Here is a 25,150-nt window from a genome sequence, read left to right as displayed (position 1 = left end):
GGGGAAGAATCCAGCGAGGCGGATTTCCTGTGTTCTAGATAACGGTAGAAGAGATCTGCCGGGATAGAGCGCGGCGTCAGCGTGGTCGAAGTTGGATAGCATCATCTTCGGCAACTTCCCTGAGCGCAGTTGCGTGGAACACGCAATTGGTCCACGACGGATGTGGGATAAGGTTCGCGGGCGGTGGACCTGGGGTCACGGTGGCCGCGCTCTTCCATCTTGGCCAGCCCGGCACGGTTTTTCAACCGTTCCCATGGATCTTCGCGAGCTGTTGTGCAAAGTTTTTTCAAGTGCGCTCGCCAAGGTGACAAAATGCACTTACGCCTTCTTCGTGTCGAAGAAGGCGGTCCCGGACAGCAGAAGAGTCCCGCAAGGCGAAAGCCTTGCGGGACTCTTCTGCCGGTTTTTGGTTCAGCGGATCTCGGACGCCGCCACCCCGACGGGTGCCTGCGCCGCCGCCGTGGGTTCGGCGCGCCGCGCCGACGCGCCCGCAGCGGCCGCCACCGCCAAACCCACCAGCGCCAGGGCCGCGCCGACCCACAGCGGCGAGACGAACCCGAGCCCGGCGGCCAGGGTCAGTCCGCCGATCCAGGCGCCGAGGGCGTTGCCGATGTTGAAGGCCGCGATGGTCGCGCCGGAGGCCATGCTCGGCGCGTCCTGCGCGTACTTCATGCCGCGCACCTGCAACCCCGGCGCCGCCGCCAGGCCGATCGTGCCCATCAGCAGCAGCGCGACGACGGTGGCGACCTTGCTCTGCGCGGTGAGCGCGAAGACCGCCAGCACGACGGTCAACACCGCCAGGAAGAGCATGAGCGAGCGGTCAAGGGACTTGTCGGCCGCCTTGCCGCCGAAGTAGTTCCCGACGAACGTGCCGACGCCGAACAGCACCAACAGCCACGGCACGGCGGTCGCGGCGAACCCGGTCACCTCGGTGAGGGTGAAGGCGATGTAGGTGTAGGCGCCGACGACGGAGCCGAACGCCAGCACGCCGAGCACGATCGAGTACCAGACCTGCCCGCGCCGGAACACCGCCAGCTCGGCGCGCAGGCTCCCGCCCGCGGCCGCGGCGGTCCGGGGGACGAGCGCCTGGATGCCGAGCAGGGCGACGACGCCGATGACCGTGATCGCCCAGAACGTCGACCGCCACCCGAGCTGCTGGCCGAGGAACGTGCCAAGCGGGACGCCGAGCACGTTGGCCGCGGTCAGGCCGCCGAACATGAGCGCGACCGCGCTGCCCCTCTTGTTCGCCGCGACCATCTCCGAGGCCACCACGGCGCCCACGCTGAAGAACGCGCCGTGGCAGAGCGCGGCGATGATCCGCCCGCCCAGCAGGATCCCGTAGGTGGGGGCGAGGGCGGAAACGAGGTTGCCCGCGATGAACAGCACCATCAGTCCGACCAGGACGGTCTTGCGCTCGAAGCGCGCGAGCGCCGCGGTCAGGAGCAGGGCGCCAAGGGCGACGCTGAGCGCGTAGCCAGAGACGAGGTACCCGGCCGCGGACTCGGAGACCGCGAACTCGCGGGCGATCTCCGGCAGCAGGCCGACAATCCCGAACTCCGTCAGCCCGATGCCGAAACCGCCCAGCGCCAACGCGATGAGCCCGATAGGCATGGTGACTACCTTCCGTTGCGTGGAGGAGGGGGCGAGCGGTGCGCCACGGCGACACCGCCGACCAGAACGCATCGTAGTATCGCAGTATGACGAAGCGAGATGTCAAGACCGACCCCCCGGTCGGGCGCATCCGGGCTCCGGGTGGCTGTCGAGCCCGAGGATCGTATATCCTCGATGTGTCGACTGTCGCGGCGCTGCGCGGTCATGCGCACCAGGGAGGAGGCGGCGACGTCCGATGAGCGTGGCTGCGAATAGCCCGGAACCGGACCCGGACACCGAGGTCATGGAGGCGCTCAAAGCCGCGACCAACCCGGTCCGCTGGCAGGTTCTGCAATGGCTGCGCGAACCGGAGAAGCACTTCCCCGTCCAGCCCGAGATCACCGACCCCCGCACGGTCGGCGTGTGCGTGAGCCACATCCAGGCCCGGGCGGGCCTCGCCCAGTCCACCGTCTCCGCCTACATGGCCATCCTCGAGCGCGCGGGACTGGTCCGCTCGACCCGCGTCGGCAAGTGGACCCACTACCGCCGGGACGAGGAGCGCATCGCCGCTCTGCTCGGCAGGATCGGCCAAGACCTGGGCCCGCTGACCTGATCGCAGGCGACCGGAGGTCGAGTTGGTGTTGACCGCTGACGAGCGGGAGACGCCGCAGCGGTGGGCGCGTCGGGCGACGAGTGCGCAGACGCTGACTTCGCGGTGCCGGGCGGTGCCCGCGTGCGCGGAGGGTCTGTCCACTGTGGAGGCAGCGGCCCGGTTGGATGGATGGAAAGCACCTGCGCCCGGTCGCCGCAGGGGTGCTGTGGCGACCGGGCGCAGGTGGCTCGGGCTACTTCTCCAGGCAGAACTCGTTGATCGGGTAGCCGACGTGGCGGTCGGCTGAGGGGAGGTAGCCGAGGACGACGTCGTCGGGGCGGAGTTCGGTGCTGTTGAGGACGGCGGCGCCGGGGCCCAGGACGCGGACGTGCCAGTCGTCCTGGAGGATGAGGTTGACCTCGGTGCCGTTGGGGGCGACGGCGTCGATGGAGATCAGCGGGCGGGTCTCGATCTTCACCCGGCCGACGGTGACCAGCCTGGTCTGGCCCTTGACGTCCACCGCGAGCACCTTGCTGCCCGCCTTGAGCTCGCTGAGGTAGTTGGTGCGCTCGTCCTGCGAGAGCGTGTAGGAGTGGATGGCGCCCGCGTTGACCCGGAACGGGCGGGTGGGCATGTAGGGCAGCGGGTGGGTCTCGCTGACGCACAGGATCATGCCCTTGGAGTGCGAGCCGACCAGGATGCCCTCGTCCTCGCGGAAGTACGTGCAGGTGTCCACGCAGGCCCGCTCGCCCATGCCGATGTGCGTGGTCTTGGTGACCCGTAGCTCGACCAGGTCCAGCTCGGGGGTGGTGGCGATGGCGGCGGCCTTGAGCGCGGTCGCGTCGCCCACCTTGGCCGGGGCCATCAGCACGCCGTCGGAGCCGAGCTCGAGGACGCCGTAGATGATCTCGGCCTCCTCCACGTCGGCGGCGATGGTGACGATGCTGCCGGTGGCGCGGGCGGCCGCGGCGATCACGATCTCCAGCGGGATCTTGGTCGGGTCGCGGAACAGCAGCACCGACCAGCGCTCGGTGCGCGCGGCCTGGCAGGCCAGCTCCAGGGTGTCGGCGTCGATGATCTCGACGAACCGGCCGATCTCGACCGACGGGTACCTGGCGGCCAGGTCGGCGGCGTTGGCGTCGCGGTCGGGGTCGACGACGAGCACGTCGACGCCGTCGAGGGTCTCGGGCAGCGGCTTGCCGCGGGGCAGCAGGACCTTGGTGACGGTGGGCGGGAGGTCGGCGAGCACCGCGGGGTCGTCGGCGACGACGCCGTCGACCCGCTGGTGCAGCGCCTCTTCGAGGATCGCCGCGCGCGACGGGCCGGTGGTGCGGACATCAAGCCAGCAGAGCTTCATGGGGGTCTCGCTCCTTGTCATCGTCTCGGCAGGCTCGCTGCCAGCTCCAACTCCAGCGACGGCCCGGTGCCGCCCGAGTGCACGAGCGCGGCGATCTCGCCCGCCCGCGCACCGGGGTCGGGGGCCTGGAAGATGTTGCGGCCCATGGCGACCCCGGCCGCCCCGGCCCGCAACACCTCGTCCACGTAGGACTTCACGGCCTCGGTGCCCGCCTTGCGCGGACCACCGGCGACGATCACCGGGATCGGGCAGGCGCGCACCACGTCGGCCATCGCGGCCACCGAACCGGCGTAGACCGACTTGACCACGTCGGCGCCCAGGTCGGCGGCCAGGGTGGCCACGTGCGCCACCAGTTCCGGTGTCGGGGTGCCGATGCGCGGTCCCCTCGGGTACATCATCGCCAGCAGCGGGATGTTCCACCGGTCGCACGCGTCGGCGACCGCGCCGAGGTCGGCGATCTGCCTGCGCTCGTCGGCCGAGCCGACGTTGACGTGCACGCTCACCGCGTCCGCGCCCAGGCGCAGCGCCTGCTCCACAGTGGACACCAGGTACTTGGCGTCCGGGTCGGGGGCGTGCGAGGTGCTGGCGCTGAGGTGCACGATGAGCGAGGTGCCGGTGAAGACCCTCGGGTCGAGACCGCGCAGGCTGCCCTTGTGCAGCACCACCGCGTCGACGCCGTTGGCGGCCAGCGAGCCGACCAGGCCGGGCAGGTCGCCGTTGGCCACGATCGGGCCGTCGGCGACCGAGTGGTCGAGCGGCACGACGAGCAACCGGTTCACGGCGTGCCGGAACAGGCGCTGCAACCGCACCTGCGAACCGAAAGATCTGTTGGCGGACACCCGGGGTCCCCTTTCTCGGGTCGGACGGGCCAGGACGGGTGGGGGGATCAGGCCAGGGTCATCGACCCGGCGGGCAGCTGATCGCCTTCGAGCTCGAACTCGCGGTGCACCGCGATGACCGCCTCGGTGAGCCGGGGCGCGGGCACCAGCACCGAGATCCGCGACTGCGCGGTGGCGAACCAGTCCGGCGCCACGTCGATAGTGGCCAGCGCGGCCAGCATCCTGGCCAGGAACTCGGGCCGGTTGAGCAGCCCGGTGCCCACCACCGACAGCTTGCCGACGCCCTCGTCGAGCCCGGTGCCCAACGCGTGCGCGGCGGCCAGCTGCCGCAGCAGGCCCCTGGTGGCCACCAGGTGGCTCTGGTGCACCGCGAAGCCGACCTGGTCGACCTCGCCGCGGTCGGTGTGCCAGGCGAGCATGTCGACCGGGACCGCGGCGCGGGCGAAGGCGCCGAGCGCGGTGGTGACCAGGTCCACCCCCCGCCGCCCGCGGCGCAGCACCACCCGTGCCACCGCCCGGTCGTGGGTGACCGCGGCTATGAAGCCCCTCGTCTCGATCATGTCGCTGCTCCGTCCCAGGATCGTCGTGCCACCCGCACCGGTCATGGTGTTGCGCACCAGCACATCCAGCCCGTGCACCGAGGCCAGCTCCACCGCGCGCGAGTGCATGACCTGCGCGCCGGAGAAGGCCATCTCGGCCATCACCAGCGGGTCGACGCTGCTCAGCACGCGCGCGGTGGGGACAAGCCGGGGGTCGGCGGTGAAGACACCGTCGACGTCGGTGTAGATCTCGCAGGCCCGCGCGCCCAGTTCGACGGCGAGCGCGACCGCGGTGGTGTCCGACCCGCCCCGGCCGAGGGTGACGATGTCGCCGTCCTCGCCCTCGCCCTGGAACCCGGCGATCACCACGACCCGCCCCTTGGCCAGGTGCCCGGTGATCCGCTGCGGGTCGATCGCGGCGATCATCCCGGCGCCGTGCGGGCCGGTGGCGAGGATGCCCGCCTGCGGTCCGGTCAGCGACACCGCGGGCACGCCGCGGTCCTGCAGGGCGAGCGCCACCAGGGCCGCGGAGGCGTTCTCCCCGGTCGCCAGCAGCTGGTCGGTCTCGCGGGCCGACGGCGCGGTGTTGAGCGCGGTCGCCGCCGCGAGCAGCTGGTCGGTCGTCTTGCCGCGCGCGGAGACGACGACCACGGTGGCCGTGCCGCCCGCGTGCGAGCCGTGCGCGATCGCCGCCACCCGGCGGATCTTCTCGGTGGTCGCCAATGAGGTGCCACCGAACTTCAGCACGGTCGTGGTCATCGCACCCTCACCGGGTTATCCGTCAGCGGACTCCTCCCTTTCTACCGAGCCCGCGGCGGCGGGTAATCCCGGGAACGCGTGATGTTGCTGGTGGGGGCCGGATCCGGTGCGCGAACATCAAGTCAAGACGGGATGCGCGATCACGGGATCGCACTAGAGTGGGGCGCAGGCGGTGCCGCGGCGCCCACTGTCCTGTGTGGATCGCGTCGCGCCCTGAACGGGGAGGCCTGCATGAGCAACGGCGAACACGGCGCGCCGCGGGTGTGTGTGGTCGGCGCGGGGCCGCGCGGGATCTCGGTGGTGGAGCGGCTGTGCGCCAACGCGGCGCGCCCGGTCGAGGTGCACGTGGTGGACCCGCACGTGCTCGCGGGTGGCCGGGTGTGGCGGGTCGACCAGTCGCCGCTGCTGCTGATGAACACGATCGCCTCGCAGGTCACCATGTTCACCGACGACAGCGTGGGCTGCGCGGGACCGGTGGTCCCCGGGCCGAGCCTGCACGAGTGGGCGCGGTTCCTCACCACGATGGCCGACTTCGACGACTACCCCGCGCACGTGCGGCGCGAGGCGGCCGCGCTGGGCCCGGATTCCTACCCCTCGCGCGCGTTCTACGGCCACTACCTGGCGTGGGTGCTGCGGCGGCTGGTGGTCACCGCGCCGCCGGGGGTCGCGGTGGTGCCGCACGCCACGACGGCGGTGTCGGTGACCGACGCGGCCGACGGCACCCAGGTCGTGACGCTGGCCGACGGGACGGTGCTCGCTGATTTGTCGGCGGTCGTGTTGGCCCAGGGACACGTCGAGATGCCCGTCGGCGAGCAGGAGGAACGGTTCGCGGCGCTGGCGGCCGAGTACGGGCTGGGCTACCTGCCGCCGTCGAACCCGGCGGACACGGACCTGGACGGCATCGCACCGGGTGAGCCGGTCGGTCTGCGCGGCATGGGGCTGAACTTCTTCGACTACATGGCGCTGCTGACCTCCGGGCGCGGCGGGACGTTCACCAGGGGCGAGAACGGCTTGGTGTACACGCCGTCGGGCATGGAGCCGGTGCTGGTCGCGGGCTCGCGGCGCGGGGTGCCCTACCACGCGCGCGGCGAGAACGAGAAGGGCGTGTCGGGCAGGCACGAGCCGGTGTTCGTGACCCCGGCCGTGATCGCGGACCTGCGAGCGCGCGAGGTGGAGTTCACCGCGGACGTGTGGCCGCTGGTGTCCAAAGAGGTCACTCTGGCGTACTACCGGGCGTTGCTCGCCCAACGCGGGCAGGCGGTCGACGAGTTCGAGCGCGCCTACGTCGCCGGGGACGAGAGCGCGCTGGACCGCTTCGGCATCGAACCGGGCGCGCGCTGGGACTGGGACCTGGTCGCCCGGCCGTACGCGGACCTGGAGTTCGGCGACCCCGCGCGGTTCCAGCGGTGGCTGCTGGAGCACCTGCGCGCGGACGTGGTGGCCGCCCGGCGCGGCAACGTCACCGACCCGGTCAAGGCCGCGCTGGACGTGCTGCGGGACATGCGCAACGAGATCCGGCTGATCGTCGACCACAGCGGCATCACCGGCGAGTCGTACCGCACGGAACTGCAGCGCTGGTACACCCCGCTCAACGCGTACCTGTCCATCGGGCCGCCGACCAGCCGCGTGGAGGAGATGATCGCGCTCATCGAGGCGGGCGTGCTGCGGGTGCTCGGTCCCGGCATGGCGGTCGAACCGCGGCCGGACGGGTTCCTGCTGCGGGCCGACGCGGTGCCCGGGTCGGCGGAGGTCGTGCGGACGCTCATCGAGGCGCGACTGCCGGAGGTCGACATCCGGCACACCCGCGACCCGTTGATCGACCGGCTGCGCGACGAAGGCGGGTGCGCGCCCTACCGGATCGACTCCTACGAGACCGGTGGACTGGCGGTGACCCGGCGGCCGTACCACGTGGTGGACGCCGACGGCGCCGCGCACCCGAGCCGGTTCGCGTTCGGCATCCCGACCGAGACGGTGCACTGGGTGACCGCCGCCGGGATCCGACCGGGCGTCGACTCGGTGATCCTGGGTGACGCGGACGCCATCGCCCGGGCCTGCCTCGCGCGCCTGCCGCGCCTGTACACGACCTCGCACGTGCCGCTGGCCTGGTTGCCCACCAGCGCCCCGACCCCCGTGTACTCCGCCGCGCACTAGCCGCGCTCACAAGGGCGACACCGCCCACCCCTCTCCCAGCTACACCGCCGCCGTCTCCCCGCACCAGCCGGGGAGGCGGCGGTTTCGCGCGTGGGCAGCCAGCGCTCTGCCATAATCGGAACCAACTCCGGTTGTTGCATCTGGAGGCTCCTCCGGATAGCCTGATCACAGGATGTGGAGGCAGTTCCGGTTAGGGCGCCTCCAGGGGCACTCGGTGAGGAGCAACGGCGTGGGAAGCAACCAGGGGATCGATGTCGCACCAGGCACGATCGTGTTCTACGCCGACATCGGCTGCCCGTGGGCGCACATCGCCGCGCACCGGCTGCACACGACCCGCGAGCGGCTCGGGCTCACCGAGCGGGTGCGCTTCGACATCCGCGCGTTCCCGCTGGAACTGATCAACGACATGGCGACGCCGAAGCTGATCCTCGACGCGGAGATCCCGGTCGCGGGCGGACTGGCGCCGGAGGCCGGGTGGCAGGTGTGGCAGGCCGCCACCCACGAGTACCCGGTGACCACCCTGCTGGCGATGGAGGCCGTCGAGGTCGCCAAGAAGCAGGGGCTGGCGGCCAGCGAGCGGTTGGACCGGGGGCTGCGGCTGGCGCTGTTCGGGCAGAGCCGCAACATCTCCATGCGGCACGTGGTGCTGCAGATCGCGGGCGAGACCGGCGTCGACGTCGAGGCCGTCAAGGCGGGCCTGGTCGAGGGCTGGGCCAGGGCCGAGATCGAGCGCCAGGTGCCGCTGTGCGCCGGGGACACCGTGCAGGGCAGCCCGACGCTGTTCCTGCCCGACGGCACCGCGCACCACAACCCCGGCGTCCGCCTGCACTGGGAGGGCGAATGGGGAATCGGATTCCCGGTGATCGACCACGACGATCCCGAGGTGTACGTGGACCTGCTCAACCGAGCGGCCAACTGACCAGGTAGCAGAGTTCTATAGCGCGTTTCCGGTCCACAAAGGCCGGTTAATGCGACTCGTTTCGACAGATTCGCGGATAACGGACGCGACGACGCTCGGCGCAATGGCGCGCCCGGCACATCGGTAAACAACAACACACGAAGGAAGCAACAATGGGCGTCAAGGTCGCGGTGATCTACTACAGCTCCACCGGGCACGTGTACCAGCTGGCGAAGGCGATCGAGGAGGGGGCGATCGACGCGGGTGCGGAGGTGCGCGTGCGCAAGGTCGCCGAGCTGGCACCGCCGTCGGCGGTGGCGAGCAACCCGGACTGGGCCGAGCACGCCAAGGCGACTGAGGACGTGCCGGAGGCGACGCTGGAGGACCTGCTCTGGGCCGACGCGTACCTGTTCGGCTCGCCGACCCGCTACGGCAACGTGGCCGCGCAGCTCAAGCAGTTCATCGACACCACCGGCGGGATCTGGTTCGAGCGCAAGCTCGTCGACAAGATCGTCAGCGGTTTCACCAGCTCCGACGAGGTGCACGGCGGCCAGGAGTCGACGATCCTGAGCCTGTACAACGTGTTCATGCACTGGGGCTCGATCATCGTGACCCCCGGCTACGCCGACGACGTGGTCTCCGCCGGTGGCGGCAACCCCTACGGCGTCAGCAGCATCCACGTCGACAAGAACCCCACCAAGCAGGAGTTGGCGGCGGCCAACTTCCAGGGCAGGCGGGTGGCGGAGAAGGCGGCGCAGTTCGTCGCCGGTCGCGGCTGAGTGGACCGGACCACCCACCCCAGCGCACTGCGCTGAGCGGCCCCGGAGACCGATCCGTGGCAGTATGGGAAAGAGTGGGGCCAGTGCGCCCAGCCGGTCCCGCTCTTCCTTTTCCACCACACCCGCCGCCGTTGTCCCGCGGGAAAGGTGGGTACATCTCGTACAAGATCAACTAGACAGACCGGTAGTTTGTTGCCCTTTCACCCTAATGGTGGTCGGTGTCCCGACGGCGGTCCAGAAAGATGCTGCGTGGGCATCCGAGGAATCCGTCATGGGGAGGGGTGGGCTGGAGATGGTCCAAATTCCGCTGGTCGGCCGGGATTCGGCGCTTGCCGAGCTGACCGGGGCAGCGCGGGCGGTGCTCGGTGGGACCGGCGGCTGCTACGTGGTCGAGGGGCAGGCGGGGACCGGCAAGAGCCGCCTGGTGGGGTGCGTCGCCGACGCGGCGGCCGGGCGGCTGAGCACCGCGTTCGGCCGCGCCGCGCACCTGGACCGAGCGGCCCCGCTGCGCACCCTGCGGACCCTGCTGCGCGCCAACGGCATGCCCGTGCTCGAGGAGGCCGACACCGACGACCCGCTCGCCAACCCCGCCCGGTTGGTCGACAAGCTCGGCGAGCGGATCACCCGGTGCGCCCACGCCCGCCCGCTGCTGGTCGTGCTCGACGACGCGCACTGGGCCGACGAGGTGACCGCGCACATCCTGCGCGCCCTGGTCCCCGCCCTCGCCGACGCCCCGGTGCTGTGGGTGCTGGCCCGCCGCCCCTCCCCCAGCCGCGGCCGCACCCAGGACACCATCGACCGGCTCATCGACGACGGCGCTCGCCGGGTCCGGCTCGGCCCGCTCGACCACGACGCGGTCGCCGGGCTGTGCGCGCACGTGCTCGGCGGCACCCCCGACCGGCGGGTGCTGGCGATGGTCGAGCGCACCGGCGGGAACCCGTTCCTGCTCAGGGAACTGCTCAGCACCCTGCACCAGACCGGCGCCGCCCGGGTCGCCGACGGGGTGGCCACCGTCGAGAGCGACGAGGTGCCCGCCGGGTTCCTCAGCGCCGTCGAGCGGCGCCTCGGCGGGCTCTCCGAGCGCACCCGCTGGCTGCTCGACGCCGGTGCCGTGTTCGGCAGGGCGTTCACCGTGCACGAGGTCGCCGGGCTGCTCGGCCAGGCCGCGGTCGACATCATGCCGCTGATCAGCGAACTGGTCGACGACGGCGTGCTGGTCACCGACGGGACCGGGTTGGCCTTCCGCCAGGACCTGGTGCGCGAGGCGCTCTACACCGCGCTGCCCGGCCCGGTCCGGCTCGCGCTGCACCGGGAGGCCGCCAAGGTCGTGCACGGCGAGGGCCGCTCCAGCGTCGAGGTCGCCGAGCACCTGGTGCGCAGCGGCCGTTGCGGCGACGCGCAGGCCCTCGGCGTGCTGGGCAACGCGGTCCGCCAGCTGTCGCCGACCGCGCCGCACACCGCGGCGGACCTGATCCTGCGGATGCTCGACCTGATGGGCGAGCACGACGAGCCCCGGCCCAGGTTGGTGGCCAACGCGGTGCGGCTGCTCGCGTCGGCCGGGCGCTTCGAGCACGCCAGGGAACTGGGCGAGAAGTCGTTGCACGCAGGCCTCGGCGTGGACGACGAGGCGACGCTGCTGCTGGGTCTGGCGGAGGCGATGTACGTCGCGGGCCACACCGCGCCGGTGGTCGACTACACCGCGCGGGCGTTGGCCCGCACCGAGTTGGCCGGTCCGGTGCGCGCGCAGCTGATGGCGATCCGGGCGTACGCGCTGCTCGACGCGCCGGACGTGGCCGAGGCCGAGCGGACCGGCCGGGACGCCGCCGCGCTCGCGGAGACGATCGGGGTCAACGCCGCCTGGGTGTGCGGCAACGCCGCGCGCGGGGTCGCGACCCGCATCCAGGGCAGGCTCAGCGAGGCCGTCGCGCACGGCGAGCGGGCGGTGGCGCTGGCCGACAGCATCGGCGGGGTCGTGCGCCACCAGCACCCCCAGCTGTGGTTGGGCCGCACGCTGACCGCCGTCGACCGCTTCGCCGACGCGGACGCCGCGTTCACCATGGGCCAGCGCGAGGCCGACCAGCTCGGCACCGCGTGGTCGCAGCCGCTGTGGCACCTGCACCAGGCGGAGCTGATGCTGGCGTGGGGCCGGTTGACCGAGGCGCTGACGCACGCGGAGGCCGGGCTGGCCCAGACCGAGCGGCTGAGCACGCCCGCGCGCGGCGTGCCGTTGCGGGCGCTGCTGGCCAGGATCGCGTTGCTGCGCGACGACCTGGACGCCGCCCGCGCCCACGTGGACCGGGCCGAGGCGCTCGTGGCCGACGGGATCGGCACCGCAGTGGAAGAAGTGGTCTGGACCGGCGCGCTGGTGCGGGACGCGGCGGGCAACCCGACCGAGGCGGTGGCGGGCCTCACCGGTGTGCTGGCGACGGTGCCGGACCGGCTGCACCTGTTCACCCACGACACCGGCGTCGGCGCGCAGCTGGTGCACATCGCGCGGCGCGCCGGTGCGCAGGACCTCGCGGAGGTGGCGGTCGCCGCGACCCGCCTGCTGGCCGAGCGCAACAGCGACGTGCCCTCGCTGGTCGCCGCGGCGCTGCACGCCAAAGGGGTGCTGCACAACGACATCGGGCTGTTGCGGTCCGCGGTCCGCACCTACCGGTCGAGCCCGCGCCCGTTGGCCCGCGCCGCGGCGATGGCCGACACCGCGCTCGCCGAGGACGCGGCGGGCCGAGCGGGTGACGCCGTCGACCTGATGGAGGAGGCGCTGGGCACCTGGCTCGACTGCGGGGCCACCCGGGACGCCGCCAAGGCCAAGAAGGCGTTGCGGCGGATGGGGGTCCGGCGCAAGTTCCGCCGGGAGACCCCCGCCGGGCGGGCGGGTGGTTGGGCGAGCCTGACCCAGTCGGAGCTGCGGGTGGTGCGGTTGGTCGCCGAGGGGCTGACCAACCGGGAGGTGGCCAGCAGGCTGTTCCTCTCACCGCACACAGTGGACAGCCACCTGCGGCACAGCTTCAGCAAGCTGGGCGTCAACAGCCGGGTCGAGCTGACCCGCAAGGTCGTCGTGCGCGACCGCGAGCCCGACGAGGTCGCCACCTGATGGCCGCGCCGGTCGCGTGATCGCGTGATGCGCGCCGGGCGCGACCGGCGGGAGGATGGCTGAGCAGGTGCCCGAGCGCCGAGCGCCAGGCGCCTGCGGGACGCGGTGGCGCCCGGCTCGACGACGAGCCCGCCCACCGCCCTGACCTGGCAGCCCGCGCACCGCCCCAGACCTCCCGACCCCTGGAGACGAGATGGCCAAGGACGTGCCCCCTGCCGTGCGGATGTACGAGATGCTCTACGGCTCGCTGACCAGCCACCTGCTGGTGGTCGTCGCCGAGCTGGGGGTGGCCGACCACCTGCGCGAGGGCGAGCCCAAGCACGTCGACGAGCTGGCGAAGCTGACCGACAGCCACCCGCGCAGCCTGTACCGGGCGCTGCGGGCGCTGGCCAGCGTCGAGGTGTTCACCGAGGTGGAGGACCACGTCTTCGGCCTCACCCCGCTGGCGGCCACGCTGCGCGGCGACGCCGACGGCTCGATGCGCGACCTGGCCCGCTACGTCGGGTTGGCGCCGCGCCAGCAGGCCTTCGGCGCGCTGCTGCACAGCGTGCGCACCGGGACCCCGGCGTTCAACCACGTGCACGGCACCAGCTGGTGGGAGTACCTGACCGCGCACGGTGAGCTGGCGTCGGTGTTCAACGCGGCCATGGGCAACATGGCCCAGCTGGTCAACGGCGCCACACTGGACAGCTACGACCTCAGCGGCGCGCGGCACCTGGTCGACGTCGGCGGCGGCAAGGGCCACCTGGTCGCGTCGATCCTCAAGCGCTACCCCGAGATGACGGCGGTCGTCTACGACCTGCCCCGGGTCGTGCCCGCGGCCGAGGAGGTGCTGCGCGAGGCCGGTGTCGCGGGCCGGGCGAGCTGCGTCGGCGGCGACTTCCTCAAGTGGGTGCCCGAGGGCGGCGACCTCTACATCGTGTCGTGGACGCTGCACGACTGGGACGACGAGGACTCCGTGGCGCTGCTGCGCAACATCCGCGCGGTGCTGCCCGCCGACGGCACGCTGATCGTCATCGACGAGGTCCCGCCGCCGGGCGACGCGCCGCACTTCGGCAAGTTCGAGGACATCGTGATGCTGGCGCTGCTGACCGGGCACATCCGCACCGAGGCCGAGCTGCTGCCGCTGTTCGAGGCGGCCGACCTGCGGATCACCGAGATCCGGGCGACCTCGTCGCCGACCAGCGTGATCGTCGCCGTCCCGGCCTGAACCCCCGCCCCGCAAGGAAAGGACCACCGATGGCCACGACCGGATCCCCCTCGCCGCTGCCGCTGATGGCGCTGGCGACCAGCTTCTGGCAGTTCAAGACCCTCGCCGCAGCCTACGAGCTCGGCCTGTTCACCCTGCTCTCGGGCGGCAAGGGGGTCACCGCGGTGGAGCTGGCCGAGGAGTTCGGCATCCAGGAGCGCCCCGCGGAGATCCTGCTGACCGGCTGCGCGGCGCTCGACCTGCTGGAGAAGCACGAGGGCCGCTACCGCAACAGCCCGCTGAGCGAGGAGTACCTGGTGCCGGGCAAGGCCGGGCACCTCGGCGGCCTGATCACCATGTTCGACCAGCGGCTCTACGCGGGCTGGGACAAGCTGACCACCGCGGTGCGCACCAACCGGCCGACCACCTGGGACCCCGACAAGGAGCGGTCGCTGTTCGAGAGCGCCGACCCGCGCATGCTGGAGGTGTTCTGGGAGGCCATGCACGCCATGTCCACCCAGACCGCGCGGACCCTCGGCGAGCACGTCGACCTGAGCGGGTACCGGGCGCTGCTCGACGTGGGCGGCGGCTCGGCGGCGTTCGACATCGTGCTGACCCAGGTGTACCCGAACCTGCGGGCCAACGTCTACGAGCTCGCGTTCGTCGCCGAGATCGCCGAGCAGAACATCAAGGCCGCGGGCGCCTCCGACCGGGTCGGCACGATCAACGGCGACTTCTTCACCGACCCCGCCTTCCCCGGCGGGCACGACCTGCACCTGTTCTCCATGGTGATGCACGACTGGGACGAGACCCGCAACCGGGTGCTGCTGCGCAAGTCGTTCGAGGCGCTGGAGCCCGGTGGCGCGGTCGTGCTGTGCGAACTGCTCGTCAACGACGAGAAGACCGGACCACTGCCCGCGGCGATGATGAGCCTCAACAAGCTGATCGAGACCGAGGGGCGCAACTACACCGTCGCCGAGTACGCGACCTGGCTGACCGACGCCGGGTTCGCCGACCCCGAGGTCATCGCCTTCGACGCGGTGGGCGCCAACGGGGTCGTCATCGCGCACAAGCGCTAGCGGGGGCGGCACACCTTCGAACTCTGCAAGGGAGCGACATGTCGTCGAGGCTGTTTTCCAGCGAGTCGGTGACCGAGGGGCACCCGGACAAGCTCTGCGACGCGATCAGCGACTCGGTGCTCGACGCGCTGCTGCGCGTGGACCCGGCCTCGCGGGTGGCCGTGGAGACCCTGGTGACCACCGGGCAGGTGCACGTGGTCGGGGAGGTGACGACGCAGGCCTACGCCGACATCCCGGCCATCGTGCGCAAGGTCGTGCTCGACGTCGGCTACGACTCCTCGGCCAAGGGGTTCGACGGGAACTCGTGCGGGGTCAACGTGGCGATCGGCGCGCAGTCGCCCGACATCGCCCAGGGCGTCGACACCGCTTACGAATCCAGGGTCGAGTCCACTGAGGACGAGATCGACCGCCAGGGCGCGGGCGACCAGGGCCTGATGTTCGGCTACGCGTGCACCGACACCCCCGAGCTGATGCCGCTGCCGATCGCGTTGGCGCACCGGCTCTCGCGGCGGCTGACCGGGGTCCGTAAGGACGGCACGCTGCCGTACCTGCGCCCGGACGGCAAGACCCAGGTGACCGTGGAGTACGCCGGTGACCAGCCGGTGCGGTTGGACACCGTGGTCGTCTCCAGCCAGCACGCCGACGGCGTCGACCTGGAGCGGATGCTGGCCAAGGACATCCGCGAGCACGTGGTGGCGCCGGAGGTGGCCGCGCTCGGGCTCGACGCGTCGGACACCCGGCTGCTGGTCAACCCGACCGGTCGGTTCGTCATCGGCGGCCCGATGGGTGACGCGGGCCTGACCGGCCGCAAGATCATCGTCGACACCTACGGCGGCATGGCCCGCCACGGCGGTGGCGCGTTCTCCGGCAAGGACCCGTCCAAAGTGGACCGGTCGGCGGCGTACGCGTTGCGCTGGGTGGCCAAGAACGTGGTGGCGGCCGGGCTGGCGACGCGCGCGGAGGTGCAGGTGGCCTACGCCATCGGCAAGGCCGCGCCGGTCGGGTTGTTCCTGGAGACCTTCGGCACCGAGACGCTGGACCCGGTGAAGATCCAGCAGGCCATCCGCGAGGTGTTCGACCTGCGGCCCGCGGCCATCATCCGGGACCTGGACCTGCTGCGGCCGATCTACGCCGCGACCGCCGCCTACGGGCACTTCGGCCGCACGGACGTCGACCTGCCGTGGGAGCGCACCGACCGCGCCGACGCGCTGCGCCAGGTCGTCGGGACCTGATCGGCGTGGCCACGGTGCTGGAGCGGCTGCGCGGACCCGACCCGGTGTTCTCGGTCGAGTTCTTCCCACCCCGCAGCGACGACGAGGAGCGGTTGCTGTGGCGCACGATCCGGGAGCTGGAGCCGCTCGACCCCGCGTACGTCTCGGTGACCTACGGCGCGGGCGGCACCCGGCGCGACCGCACGATCCGCACCACGGGCAGGGTGGCCACCGAGACCACCCTGCTCCCCGTGGCGCACCTGACCGCGGTGGACCACTCGGTGGCGGAGCTGCGCAACGTCATCGGGTGGTACGCCTCGGTCGGGGTGCGCAACATCCTCGCCATCCGGGGCGACCCACCCGGTGACATCAACGGCGAGTGGGTCCCCCACCCGGACGGGCTCACGTACGCGGAAGACCTCGTCCGCCTGGTCCGCGAACTGGGCGACTTCTGCGTGGGGGTGGCGGCATCCCCTTACGGCCACCCCCGCTCCCCCGACCTGGCGACCGACACCGAGCACCTGGTCCGCAAACTGCGCGCGGGCGCCGACTTCGCCATCGCCCAACTGTTCTTCGACGCTTCGGACTTCCTCCGGCTGCGCGACCGGGTGGCCGAGCGGGGGTGCGATGCCGTGCTGGTGCCGGGGGTGATGCCGCTGACCACCGTGCGGACGTTCACCAAGGCGGTGGAGCTGGCCGGGGTTCCGGCGCCGGCGCGGGTGGTGTCGCGGCTGATGCGCTGGGAGGACGACCCCTCATCTTTCCGGGCGGCGGGGATCGACCTGGCGACGGAACTGTGCGCGGACCTGCTCGCCGAGTCCGTCCCCAGCCTCCACTTCTACACACTGAACCGCTCCAAGGCGACCCGCGAAGTCGTCTCCCGCCTGGGCTTGGTCCGCGCGAGGGTGTGAGGAAGGCCGTGGGCCCCTTCGTCGGGCCCACGGCCCCTCGCGTCTGTTGGCTGGGTCAATCCCTACTTTCCCGGCAGCGGCGTTCCGTCACCCTGTCTGACGCTCGCGACCAGGTGATCCTTTCCAGACCTGGTGCCAATTTTCATGCTTGCGGGTGACAGAAGTTGTCCACATGTGGATCTCCGCGGGGGCGCTTTCAAGATCCATTGTCGGTGGGCCCCGGTAGACTGGCCCAGGGACGCCCCCCGGAGAGGGTGGGGGCCGGGCAGGGGTGGGACCGCGCGCGCGGGGCGGTTGCGGTGGTGCTAACTGCGGGCGGTGGTGCCAACTGTGAGCGACGGGGGCTACCGCGCGTGGTGAGGCCAACTGTGGGCGACTGGGCCAACTGTGAGTGGTGGGGCCATCTGTGGTCGGTGGGGACCGTGAGCGGTTGAAGCCGCCGCGGCCAGGCAGGGGTAACGGCCGGTGGTAGCGGAACCTCTGCACGGCAGGCACAGCGGCCAGCGGTAGCAGCACCGTCGCTGGCCTGCGTGACAGCCAGCGGTAGCGGCGCCATCGCTGGGGCAGCGGGGCAGCCAGCGGTAGGGCTACCTCAGCGCGACAGGGCTAGAGGTCGGGAAAGGCCCGTGGGCCTGGCGGGGGTCGCTTCCCGCCGGGGCCCACGGGCCTCTATGTGAACATCTCCTCTAGGCGGGAGGGATGTTGTGGTTGACCCGGAAGAGGTTCGTGGGGTCGTACTGCCGCTTGACCTCACGGAGTCGTTGGTACACAGCCGGTTCGTAGGCCGCGCGGACGGTCTCTTCATCGGCCTCATGGCTGCCGATGAAGCACAGGTACGGCCCACCGGTCGACCACGGGGCCATTGTGGACAGCACCTTCGTCTGGTAGTCCACCGCCTCGTCCACCGCGTTCGGTGCCGGAACGCTGGCCAGGAACAGGCTGAACGCCGCGTCGCGGAAGCTGACGGCGTTGGGGACGGCTGGTTCTCGGGACAGCGCGCCGCCGAGTTGGCGGATCTCGACGGCCAGCAGGGGGCTGTTGGCCTCCGGGCCGATCAGGCCGATCACCGTGTCGAGCGCGTCGTCGTCCAGGGAGCGCAGCAAGGTCGAGCGCTCGTAGTACGGGCCGGGCTCGGTCGGGTCGTTGTTGATCGTCCCGATCTCGGTGTACGGCATGTCGGCCAGGGTGTCGATCAGGCGGGGGCCGATGGCGCGCAGCGGGGTGACCAGCCGCTCACCGTCGTCCGCGGATCCGAAGTAGAACACCCGGATGTGCGCGATGTACTTGCCGCGCAGCGGTTCCGGGAAGACGTCCAGGTCCGGGAAGCGGATGAAGGCGATGGACGAGGCCAGCTCCTCCGGGGTGGTGGTCGTCCAGTCCCGGTAGGTGCGCAGGATCTCGGCGGCGTTGTCACCCTCGAAGAACAGGCCGCCGCCGTAGAGGCGGGTGACCTGGAGCAGGCCGATCTCCATCGCGGTGATGACACCGAAGTTGCCCTTGCCGCCGCGCAGCGCCCAGAACAGGTCCGGTTCGGACGTGGCGGACGCGGTGAGCGCCACGCCATCGGCGGTGACCACGTCGAACGAGCGGACGTGGTCGGCGGCGTACCCGTTGGCCCTGCCCAACGGTCCGACGCCTCCGCCGATGGCGTAGCCGATGGCACCGACGAGCGGCGACGACCCGTTCGGCGGTGCCAGGCCCTCTTTCGCCGCCGCGGCGACGACCTTGCCCCACCGGGCCCCCGCCCCGACCCGGGCGGTGCGCGTGGCGGCGTCGATGGTGACGCCGTCGAGCGCGCGGGTGACGATGAGCAGCCCGTCGTCGGCGGTTGTCGACGGGCCGTGCCCGGTGGCCTGCACGGCGACCGGCAGGGAGTGCGCCGCGGCGAACGCGACTGCTTCCCGGACGTCATCGGCGTCGGCGGCCAGCACGGCGACCGCGACCCGGTGCGGGGCGGTCTGGTTGTGCGCGGCGATCGCCTCGGCGTACCCGGGGTGCTCGGGCAGCAGGGCGCTGCCGCCGAGCCGGGAGTCGAGGTCGGCCACGGCCTCTCGCAGCGCCGGTGTGCCTGCCACGGACGAGGTGTTCACTACTGGTCCTTTCTCGGGCGGGGGTGTCTCCGGTGGGGACCGGCGCCTCGGTGCGGTCGGCTGGACCCCCGTCGCACCGGGGGTCCGCGCGACTCAGTAGCTGAAGAAGTCCTCGGTGATGGTGGTGTGCAGGACCCGGTACCCGCCGGTGTAGAACACCAGCGGGTCCCCGTCCTGGTAGTCCAGGTGCTCCACCTCGCCGATGTGCAGCACGTGGTCACCGGCCTCGTGCACGTCGACGACCCGGCAGGCGATCCGCGCCAGCGACCCGACCAGCAGCGGGACACCCGCCACCGTCTCGAACTCGGGGTCGAGCGCGGTGACCGGCCGCCCGGCGAAGTGCCGGGAGTGGATCTCCTGGTGGTCGGCCAGGATGCTCACGCCGTAGCGGCCGGACTCGGCGAGCAGCGGCTGCATCCTGGTCTTGCGGTCGAGCGACACCAGCACGAGCGGCGGGTCGAGCGAGACCGACAGGAACCCGTTGGCGGTCATGCCGTGCACCTGGCCGTCGACCTCGGTGGTGATCACCGTGATGCCGGTGGTGAACCGGCCCATGGCGCGGCGGAACGTGCCGGGGTCGAACCCGGTCCGGTCGTGGTCGCGCTCGGGCGTCCGCGCTGTCATCGCCGTCCTCTTTCCTCAGGCCGCGAAGGAGGCCAGGTAGGCGCGGGTGCGCTCGGGGGTGGACATGATGTCCCACTGCCGCTCGGGGAAGTTGAAGTTGTCCACGACGTCGCGGCAGACGCGGTCGTCCTCGTTCATCCGCGCGAACAGCTCCAGCAGGTGCGGCGCGGGCTCGCGGCGGACCATGAAGTTCGCCCAGTCGGCGGCCGACATCAGGTGCCCGGCGCGGCGGTTGGCGATGCGCAGGCACAACCGCTCGTCGAAGCCGAGGTCCTCGACGATGGCCTCGCCGACGGTGAACGCGGAGAACGACGCGGTGTTGGCGCCCTGGCCGATCATCGGGTCCACGGTCATGTGCGCGTCGCCGAGGGCGATGGCGTACTTGCCGTTGGGCAGCCGGGTGTAGTCCTCGCGCACGACCGGGGTGACGCCGCCCTGCAGCACGTCCTGCGGCCTGGTGACGCCGAACCGGGTCGGGTCGACGCGCTCGAACACGCCGGGGAAGTGCGCCTGCAGCTTGGCCAGCACCAGCTTCTCGAACGCGGCGGGGTCCTCGTCGTAGCGGGTGTCGCGCAGCTCGTTGAGGTCGCTGGCGCCCGGGATGGCCTCGAACAGCAGGCCGGTGACGTGGCCCTCGTGCGAGTACATCGGGATCTCCAGCAGCTCACCGTGCCCGGGGGACACGCTCAGCGACAGGCCCTTGGGGTCGTTGTAGGTGACACCGTGGTAGAGCCCGACGGCGAGGTTGCGCTGCGGGGCGTCGTAGGGCGACTTGTCGGCGCGGCGGCCGAACATCGCGCCCAGGCCCGCGCGACCGGTGGAGATGACCATCAGGTCGTGCTGGTCGGAGAGCTCGACGATGTTGTTCGGCGTCACCGGCCGCACCGCGAGCGTGCCGCCGCGCTCCTCGAAGTCCTGCGCCAGGCGGGGCAGGTAGACCCGGTAGTCCAGCGCGCGCGACGGGGTCGGGAAGTCGCCGCGGAAGTACATGGGCGACGGGCCGCCGATGTAGTGGTGGTTGCAGAAGTAGCCGTACTCGTCGAGGTCCCAGTGGTCGACGCCCAGCTCGGTCTCGCGGTCGAGCGTGGTGCGGTGGTGGGCGACGGTGTTGAGCAGGCGGCCCTCGGCGAGCTGCGCGGCGGTCTTGTCGCTGTAGATGGTGACCGGGATGTCGTGCTTGCGCAGGTAGAGGCCGAGGTGCAGGCCTGCTATGCCACTGCCGACGATTCCGATGTTGGGCACGGTGGTGACTCCTTGGCGGTCGGGGCCGCGCGCGGTGGTGCGGGCGCGGGACTGGGCTGGGATCCGGTAAGCGGAACCGCCTCCTCTTAGTCCGAGGCTATACGCGGCGCGGTCGATCCGCAACAGTAAGTGGAGGAAGTTCCGTTAATCTCGAGCCGGAGGTGCACAGGCCCGGTCCCGGCCGCGTAACCTGCGGTGTCGAAGGCTGTCGTAGGCGAGTGCGGGAGGGGACCTGAGGTGGCGAGCGAGCCTGTAGAACTGCCGGTGAACGGCCTGGTCGGGCTGCCCGTGGTCGGCCTGCCCCCGACCGAGCGGGCCGACGCGGCGCGCAACCGCAGGAAGATCCTCGACGCCGCGGCGCACATCGTGGCGACGGCGGGCGTGGACGGCCTGTCGATGGAGGAGGTCGCCCAGCGCGCCGGTGTCGGCATCGGCACCGTGTACCGCCGCTTCGGCGACCGCGCGGGCCTGGCGTACGCGCTGCTCGACGAACGGGAACGCGAACTCCAGACCGCGTTCCTCAGCGGCCCGCCCCCGCTGGGCCCCGGCGCGGACCCGGTCGCCCGCATCAAGGCGTTCCTGCACGCCCTGCACGACCGCGTGGAGGCCCAGCCCGACCTCCTGGTGGTCGCCGAGATGAACTCCACCCACGCCCGCTACACCGGCGGCGCCTACGCCGTGCACCACACGCACCTGGTAACCCTGCTGAACCAAGCCAAACCCGGCTGCGACGCGCACTACCTCGCCGACGCACTCCTGGCCCCGCTGGCCGCCAGCACGATCACCTACCAGCGCCAACGCGGCATGAGCCCCACCCGCATCAAGTCCGGCTTGGACGAACTGCTCGACGGGATCACCACCCGCACCACTTGAAGAGCCGTCCTCCGCGAACCCCTTGCCCGCAGACGCTTACGCAGACGCCGCTGAGTCTTCTAGCTGAGCTTGCGAACCAGACCGGTGTACGCGGCGATGGCGAGCGTGGCGAGGGCCCAGAGCAACGCTTGCAGCACCCAGATCGCGTAGGTGAAGGCCTGGCCCCACCGAGTGCCGGTGTCGAGGTCGCATCGGGCGCGCAGTCCGGTCGCGCCGAGCGGAAGCCCGCGGTCGATGCCGAGACCGATGAGTTCGGCCGTCGAACAGGGGATCCCGGGTGTCGTAGCCGGAGTAGTCGCTGGCACAACACGCTCGGCGGCGCGGTGGTCGGGGCGGGTCGAGATCTGCCCGGCTACGTAGCCCAGCGTTCCGGCGAGGGCTAGGACGACCATCAGGATGGTCACGATCCGGTGGGCCCGGTAGCCGTAGCGCCCAACCCACCCCCACAGCACGTGCCGCCACCGCGCGAACACACCGCCCAGGGACTCGGGAGTCCGCCGACGCAGGTCGTCCTGCTGAGCGATGAGCACGCGACGGGCATTGCCGTCATGGCCCGCACTCCGCTCCACCGCGGCGAGCTGCTGATACGGCTGCGGCCGGTAGTTCTTTGTGTGGTACCGCACCAGATGCAGCCACTCCCGCCAGGTCACCGCGCTCAGGACGGAGGACGTCAGCCCGCTCAGCCGCAGTGCGCGATCCTGGTCCGGGCACCCTCTCCTGGCCGGGTGCACCGCGGCCTTCGTGCACACGAGCCGCGCTGGGAGGAACAAGGCACCGGCGACCTGCATCTCGGTGAGCGAGAGGAGGATGCCTGAGGTGCTGACGACCTCCGTTCGCTCGAATGTGGCCTGACCACCGACGTGGGCGCTGTTGAGGCGAACGGCCTCACTATCCGCACCTATCAGCAGGGCATCCCGGAACAAGAGGTGCCCGTCCACGCGCAGCCCTTCCGCCGACAACCCAGGGCCGGTGCGGTACGTGACTGTGCTGCGTTCGAGTTCGAGCTGACGACCGACGTGAGCGCCGTGCAGTCGAATCGTCCCTTTCCGATTCGCACCGTGCACTTCGGCGTCCCGAAGGAGCACGTGGCCGCCTGTGCGCAGACCCTCGGCTTCTACGGCAGGCCTGATGCTCGACCTGCTCGTGACCGTCGCCCGGTCGAGTCCGAGCTGTCCGGTGATGTGTGCGCCGAACAGCTCGATCGATCCCAGGAAGCTCGCGGCACGAGCGAGTAGATTCCCGTCGACGCGCATACCGGCGGCCTCCAGGGATGGGCCGGTGCGGTTGATCAGAACTGCCTCGTCGAGCGAGAACCGACCGCCTACCGAGGCGCCGACCAGGTGTATCGCGCCCGCTGCTCCCCCACCACGGAGGAAAGCGCGTTCGAGGAGCACGTAGCTACCCGCGCGCAGGTTGTCCGCCAAGAGGGCAGGTCCCGTGTCGTTGGTGATCGTGGTGCGGTGCATCTCGATCGGGGCGTCGATCTGCGCGGAGTGCAGCCGCACAGACCCCAGGTTCCCCGCCCCGCGCACGGTGGCGTCTCGAAAGAGGAAGCCGCCACTGAGGCGAACGTCGTCAGCGGAGATGGCCGGGCCGGTGCGGTTGATGACGGTGGCGAGGTCCAACACGAGTTGGCCACCGATCTCCGCACCCCGCAGCGACACTGCGCCATCGCGCTGCTCGCCGCGCACGGTGGCGCCATCGAGTACGAGATTGCCCTTCGTTCGCAAGCCCGGGGCGCGGAGACCCGCGACTCTGCTACCTGCGAGGCTCAGCCAGCCGAACTGTGCGGCGTTGCAGCTGAGTCCGTCCGAGAGGACGCAGTCGACGAGGGCAAGTCCGACCTCAGCGGAGATGTGGTCCAGATCCAGTCGCCCCACAACCCGCACCCCATGGATGCGCAGTCCCCGCGGGTCGACGTCCCCACGGCGGCCGAGGAGCAGTTCGCGGATCAGGTCCGCGCGGACCAGCACGCCGGGGTCCTGGGTGATCGCGAGGCCTTCGATCCCCATCGTGATGTCGGGTTGGGCCCACGTGCCGCGCAGGGATGCGTCGACCACCTCCTGTTCCCACTCACTCAGGTTGTCGATCACCGGTGCTGTCCGTGACTCGCTCACACCACCACTGTCGATCATCGGCCGGTCCGCGTTCCACCTGGCCCTGCTCGACCGCGGCGCTACCGTCGGTGATCGGAAAATGGGGCGCGGGTGGGGCGGGGCGTCGCTATGCTCGCGCGCCTGGTCGGGGTCGCTGCCATCCGGCGGTCGACGCGGGGCCGGGGTGCCCGCGTCACCGAGGCGTGGGCGGAGGGAGTTCCACGTGGTGTTCCAGGCCGCGGATGACAGGTATGGCTCGATGACCTATCGGCGGTGTGGGCACAGTGGACTGCTGCTGCCCGCCGTCTCGTTGGGGTTGTGGCACAACTTCGGGGTCGGTGGGGCGTTCGACACGCAGCGGGCGATCCTGCACCGGGCGTTCGACCTCGGTGTGACGCACTTCGACCTGGCCAACAACTACGGCCGCCCCGAGTTCGGTTCGGCGGAGACGACGTTCGGCCGGGTGTTGGACACCAGCTTCCGCCCGTACCGCGACGAGTTGGTCATCTCCACGAAGGCGGGCTACGAGAGCTGGCCGGGGCCGTACGGGAACCTGGGGTCGCGCAAGTACCTGCTGTCCTCATTGGACCGCAGCCTGCGCAGGCTGAACACCGACTACGTCGACGTCTTCTACTCGCACCGGCCCGACCCCGACACCCCGATCGCCGAGACGATGGGGGCGCTGGCCAGCGCGGTCAAGCAGGGCAAGGCGCTGTACGCGGGGATCTCCAACTACAGCCCCGAACAGACCCGCGCCGCCGCGGCCGCACTCGCCCCCCACGGCGTGCCACTCCTTGTCCACCAACAGGAGTACTCGATGTTCGAGCGCGAGGCCGAGGAGGGCCTGCTCGACGTCCTGACCGAGTCCGGCACCGGCATGGTCGCGTTCTCCCCGCTGGCGCAAGGACTCCTGACCGACCGCTACCTGGACGGCACCATCCCACCCGACGCCCGCGCCGCCACCAGCGTCTTCCTCTCCGCCGACAACATCACCCCGGTCTACCTCCAGCGCGCCCAGGCACTGCGGGACATCGCCGCCGAACGCGGTCAGACCCTGGCGCAACTGGCCCTGTCCTGGGTCCTGCGCGACACCCGCGTCAGCTCAGTCATCATCGGCGCGAGCTCGGTGGGCCAACTGGAGCAGAACGTCCTCGCCGCCCAAACCGCCCCGCTCACCGACGCCGAACTCGCGGCCATCGACCCCCACGCCGTCCACGGAACCGGCTGGGACTGA

19 protein-coding genes are annotated in these 25,150 nt (G+C 71.2%); 11 read left to right on the top strand and 8 right to left on the bottom strand.

Annotated features, from left to right (window positions below; translation table 11 throughout):
- Nucleotides 1–411: 411 nt before the first annotated feature.
- A complete protein-coding gene (locus LV79_RS28795) occupies nucleotides 412–1,611 on the bottom strand; it encodes an MFS transporter (protein ID WP_253841423.1) in 1,200 nt (399 codons plus the stop codon).
- A gap of 235 nt (nucleotides 1,612–1,846) precedes the next feature.
- On the opposite strand from LV79_RS28795, the gene LV79_RS28790 reads away from it, so the two are divergent.
- Nucleotides 1,847–2,203: an ArsR/SmtB family transcription factor gene (locus LV79_RS28790; protein WP_253841422.1), complete on the top strand. Its 357-nt coding sequence runs from the start codon at nucleotides 1,847–1,849 to the stop codon at nucleotides 2,201–2,203.
- A gap of 232 nt (nucleotides 2,204–2,435) precedes the next feature.
- Here LV79_RS28790 and LV79_RS28785 read toward each other — a convergent pair whose 3' ends face one another.
- Genes LV79_RS28785 through LV79_RS28775 form a run of 3 tightly spaced genes read right to left on the bottom strand, consistent with a single transcriptional unit; the run spans nucleotide 2,436 to nucleotide 5,676 of the window.
- A complete protein-coding gene (locus tag LV79_RS28785; protein WP_253841421.1) occupies nucleotides 2,436–3,539 on the bottom strand; it encodes a 3-dehydroquinate synthase II in 1,104 nt (367 codons plus the stop codon).
- A 17-nt stretch (nucleotides 3,540–3,556) separates the two neighbouring features.
- Complete coding sequence (locus tag LV79_RS28780; RefSeq protein ID WP_253841420.1) at nucleotides 3,557–4,378, bottom strand: 2-amino-3,7-dideoxy-D-threo-hept-6-ulosonate synthase; 822 nt, start codon at nucleotides 4,376–4,378, stop codon at nucleotides 3,557–3,559.
- 47 nt (nucleotides 4,379–4,425) lie between these two features.
- On the bottom strand, nucleotides 4,426–5,676 hold the full coding sequence (locus LV79_RS28775; RefSeq protein ID WP_253841419.1) for an aspartate kinase: 1,251 nt from the start codon (nucleotides 5,674–5,676) through the stop codon (nucleotides 4,426–4,428).
- Nucleotides 5,677–5,907: 231 nt separating this feature from the next.
- On the opposite strand from LV79_RS28775, the gene LV79_RS28770 reads away from it, so the two are divergent.
- The 8 genes from LV79_RS28770 to LV79_RS28735 all read left to right on the top strand — a co-directional run bounded on the left by LV79_RS28770 (nucleotide 5,908) and on the right by LV79_RS28735 (nucleotide 16,991).
- Nucleotides 5,908–7,827, top strand: a complete 1,920-nt coding sequence (locus tag LV79_RS28770) for an FAD/NAD(P)-binding protein (protein ID WP_253841418.1) — start codon at nucleotides 5,908–5,910, stop codon at nucleotides 7,825–7,827.
- Between the two features lie 229 nt (nucleotides 7,828–8,056).
- Nucleotides 8,057–8,746 (top strand): DsbA family oxidoreductase, encoded by a 690-nt coding sequence (locus tag LV79_RS28765; protein ID WP_253841417.1) that lies wholly within the window; start codon nucleotides 8,057–8,059, stop codon nucleotides 8,744–8,746.
- 152 nt (nucleotides 8,747–8,898) lie between these two features.
- Complete coding sequence (wrbA, locus tag LV79_RS28760) at nucleotides 8,899–9,504, top strand: NAD(P)H:quinone oxidoreductase (RefSeq protein WP_253841416.1); 606 nt, start codon at nucleotides 8,899–8,901, stop codon at nucleotides 9,502–9,504.
- A 271-nt stretch (nucleotides 9,505–9,775) separates the two neighbouring features.
- A complete protein-coding gene (locus LV79_RS28755; RefSeq protein WP_253841415.1) occupies nucleotides 9,776–12,601 on the top strand; it encodes a helix-turn-helix transcriptional regulator in 2,826 nt (941 codons plus the stop codon).
- A gap of 193 nt (nucleotides 12,602–12,794) precedes the next feature.
- On the top strand, nucleotides 12,795–13,811 hold the full coding sequence (locus LV79_RS28750; protein ID WP_253841414.1) for a methyltransferase: 1,017 nt from the start codon (nucleotides 12,795–12,797) through the stop codon (nucleotides 13,809–13,811).
- Between the two features lie 29 nt (nucleotides 13,812–13,840).
- The gene (locus LV79_RS28745; protein ID WP_253841413.1) at nucleotides 13,841–14,869 is read left to right on the top strand and encodes a methyltransferase; all 1,029 of its coding nucleotides are present in this window, start codon (nucleotides 13,841–13,843) and stop codon (nucleotides 14,867–14,869) included.
- Nucleotides 14,870–14,907: 38 nt separating this feature from the next.
- A complete protein-coding gene (gene metK, locus LV79_RS28740; protein ID WP_253841412.1) occupies nucleotides 14,908–16,101 on the top strand; it encodes a methionine adenosyltransferase in 1,194 nt (397 codons plus the stop codon).
- Between the two features lie 5 nt (nucleotides 16,102–16,106).
- On the top strand, nucleotides 16,107–16,991 hold the full coding sequence (locus tag LV79_RS28735; protein ID WP_253841411.1) for a methylenetetrahydrofolate reductase: 885 nt from the start codon (nucleotides 16,107–16,109) through the stop codon (nucleotides 16,989–16,991).
- A 686-nt stretch (nucleotides 16,992–17,677) separates the two neighbouring features.
- On the opposite strand, the gene LV79_RS28730 is transcribed toward LV79_RS28735, so the two are convergent.
- From LV79_RS28730 to LV79_RS28720, 3 genes are all read right to left on the bottom strand, one after another.
- Nucleotides 17,678–19,081: an FAD-binding oxidoreductase gene (locus LV79_RS28730; protein ID WP_253841410.1), complete on the bottom strand. Its 1,404-nt coding sequence runs from the start codon at nucleotides 19,079–19,081 to the stop codon at nucleotides 17,678–17,680.
- Between the two features lie 93 nt (nucleotides 19,082–19,174).
- A complete protein-coding gene (locus LV79_RS28725; protein ID WP_253841409.1) occupies nucleotides 19,175–19,705 on the bottom strand; it encodes a flavin reductase family protein in 531 nt (176 codons plus the stop codon).
- Between the two features lie 15 nt (nucleotides 19,706–19,720).
- Nucleotides 19,721–20,947: a styrene monooxygenase/indole monooxygenase family protein gene (locus tag LV79_RS28720; RefSeq protein WP_253841408.1), complete on the bottom strand. Its 1,227-nt coding sequence runs from the start codon at nucleotides 20,945–20,947 to the stop codon at nucleotides 19,721–19,723.
- 237 nt (nucleotides 20,948–21,184) lie between these two features.
- On the opposite strand from LV79_RS28720, the gene LV79_RS28715 reads away from it, so the two are divergent.
- Entirely contained in the window at nucleotides 21,185–21,820 is a 636-nt protein-coding gene (locus LV79_RS28715; RefSeq protein WP_253841407.1) for a TetR/AcrR family transcriptional regulator, read from the top strand.
- 59 nt (nucleotides 21,821–21,879) lie between these two features.
- Here the strand turns inward: LV79_RS28715 and LV79_RS28710 are convergent, their stop codons facing one another.
- Entirely contained in the window at nucleotides 21,880–23,937 is a 2,058-nt protein-coding gene (locus LV79_RS28710; protein ID WP_253841406.1) for a hypothetical protein, read from the bottom strand.
- Between the two features lie 238 nt (nucleotides 23,938–24,175).
- Between LV79_RS28710 and LV79_RS28705 the strand changes: the two genes are divergently transcribed.
- Nucleotides 24,176–25,150 carry an aldo/keto reductase gene (locus tag LV79_RS28705; RefSeq protein ID WP_253841405.1) on the top strand — a complete coding sequence of 325 codons (975 nt, stop codon included), beginning with the start codon at nucleotides 24,176–24,178 and terminating at the stop codon, nucleotides 25,148–25,150.

It is taken from the genome of Actinokineospora globicatena (genome assembly GCF_024171945.1).
Classification (GTDB): domain Bacteria; phylum Actinomycetota; class Actinomycetes; order Mycobacteriales; family Pseudonocardiaceae; genus Actinokineospora; species Actinokineospora globicatena.
The sequence above is the reverse complement of the archived record's forward strand: the minus strand, read 5'-3'. Positions and strand labels throughout refer to the sequence as shown.